This window comes from Thermomonospora echinospora (assembly GCF_900108175.1).
Lineage (GTDB): Bacteria > Actinomycetota > Actinomycetes > Streptosporangiales > Streptosporangiaceae > Thermomonospora > Thermomonospora echinospora.
This window is the reverse complement of sequence record NZ_FNVO01000059.1, coordinates 1-2,043: the sequence shown is the minus strand read 5'-3', so window position 1 is coordinate 2,043 and position 2,043 is coordinate 1. Positions and strand designations below refer to the sequence as shown.

Annotated in this window: 3 protein-coding genes; all 3 read left to right on the top strand. The window is 74.2% G+C overall.

Features of this window, described 5'->3' with window-relative positions; all coding sequences use genetic code 11:
- The first annotated feature begins 199 nt into the window (after window positions 1-199).
- The gene (locus C4U03_RS39615; protein WP_103945022.1) at window positions 200-907 is read left to right on the top strand and encodes a recombinase family protein; all 708 of its coding nucleotides are present in this window, start codon (window positions 200-202) and stop codon (window positions 905-907) included.
- Window positions 904-1,305: a hypothetical protein gene (locus C4U03_RS39610; protein ID WP_103945020.1), complete on the top strand. Its 402-nt coding sequence runs from the start codon at window positions 904-906 to the stop codon at window positions 1,303-1,305. The genes C4U03_RS39615 and C4U03_RS39610 overlap by 4 nt, the downstream gene beginning before the upstream one ends.
- Before the next feature lie 35 nt (window positions 1,306-1,340).
- The coding region (locus tag C4U03_RS40935; protein ID WP_160147267.1) for a hypothetical protein at window positions 1,341-2,043 on the top strand (703 nt) is incomplete at its 3' end.

The window sequence follows — 2,043 nt, the reverse complement described above, 5'->3', positions numbered from 1 at the left end:
AGATGCGCCCCGGGCGGGTGGTGCCGGTCCTCATCGACAGACGTCGGGAAACGATCGTTTCTCAACACCTGCCGTCCGAAGTCCTCTACGCGGCTCGACCCCCGCCCAGGGCTGTCGAAAAAACGTGTTGGAAAGTTCGTCTGTTCATCTACTCTCTCGACACCCTTTTTTGTACAGTCGTGGCTATGGAGGGAACCACATGACGAAGGACGCCGCGCTGCCGGCCGGTCCGCTGCTGGACGGCTCGCTCGGCGAGGACCCGCTGGCCCCTGAGCCCGCGCTGACCGGTGCGCTGATCGGGTATGCGCGGGTGTCGACCGGCGGGCAGCGCCTGGACCGCCAGATCACCGCGCTGGAGGCGGCCGGGTGCGCGCGGATCTTCGCCGACAAGAAGTCCGGCAAGAACGTCGAGCGCGAGGAGCTGTGGAAGGCGCTGGACTACATGCGGCCCGGCGACACCCTGGTGGTGCCGTCGCTGGACCGGTTGGGCCGGTCGCTGCAGGACCTGATCGCGATCGTGGCGGGGCTGCGCAGGCGCGGCATCGGGTTCAGGTCGCTGCACGAGGCGCTGGACACCACCACGCCCGGCGGGCGCCTGGTCTTCCATGTGTTCGCGGCGCTGGCGGAGTTCATTCGTGAGCTGATCGTGCAGGGCACCCGCGAGGGCCTGGACGCCGCCCGCGCCCGCGGGCAGCGCCTGGGCCGGCCCCCGGCGCTGACGCCCGACCAGGTCCGCCAGGCCCGCGCGCTGCTGGCCCGCCCGGAGGAATCGATTTCGTCGATCGCCCGGCTGCTGGGTGTCTCCCGCTCCACGCTCTACAAGTACGTCCCCGAGGCCAAGGGCCGCCCCCGCGCCATCGAGGCGCCCGCCCTCTCCGACACCGCCGCACGAGGAGAAACCGCATGAGCACGCCTGTCAGCCCCATCAGCCCTGTCAGCATCGCCACCACCGACCCGCGCGTGCTGGCGCTGGCCCGCGCCCGCCAGCAGCTCGCCCACCGCGGCATGCTCCACCCGGCCTGGGAGGAGCTGACCGAGGAAGAGCGCACCATGGCGCTGCCGGAGGCCCGCAACTGGCTGGAGGCCGCCGTCGCGGCGGGGCTGGCGCCCGACCTGGACGACGCCGACACCGCGTTCGTCGTCGCCGAGGCGCTGCGTGAGTTCGCCCACCGGCAGCGCGGCGAGGCCGACCAGGTCGCCGCCGATGTCGCCGCCGGAGACGACCTGGCCGCGGGAGCCGAGGTCGAACAGCGGCGCCGGTGGGCCGAGATCGCCGAGACCGTCCTCGACCGGATCGACCCCTGACCGGCACCGTCCCCCACCACGAAGGAGCCGACCCGATGAACGAGCACACCACCGGCGGCCTGGCCGCCGTCACCACCCACCCCGGCACCGTCCAGGTGATCGTCCCCGACCTCGGCGAGGACGCCCCGACCTGGGAGACGCTGGAGGAGACCCTGGCCACGCTGCGCGGCTGGGAGAGCGACCCACCGCGCCAGGACCTGCCGCCGATGCGGCTGCCCGCCCCGATCGCCGGCGGCGCCGCCCTGGAGGCGCTGCAGCGGACCCTGCCGGCCGTCCTGGCCGTCACCGGGCAGCGCGCCGCGGCTGCCGGGCTCGGCACGCTGCGCTCGCCCGCCGAGCCCGGCAACGCCTGGGGCATCGCCGCCGGGCGGATGACCGAGCGGATGCCGCTGCGCATCATCTACCTGCCCGCCGCCGACGCCGCGGTGCTGGCCCGGCTACCCGGCGCCCTGGCCGCCGGCGACCCGGACGTCGCCGACGCCGCCGGCCAGGTCCTGGACGCCCACGGCATCATCGGCGGCGAGGATCCCGCCGCCCGGCTGGCCGACCACGCCCGCCGCCTGACCGGCCTCCTCGATGTCGAGCTGGACGACGCCGAGCGCGCCCTGGCCGACGCCATCGCCGCCACCCCCGCCACCGACGACGTGGTCCTCACCTGCGAGCAGCACGCCGTCTACCGGCCGCTGGCCGCCCGCCTGTTGCGCACCATCACCGGCACCAGCGACCCCCTCGACGCGT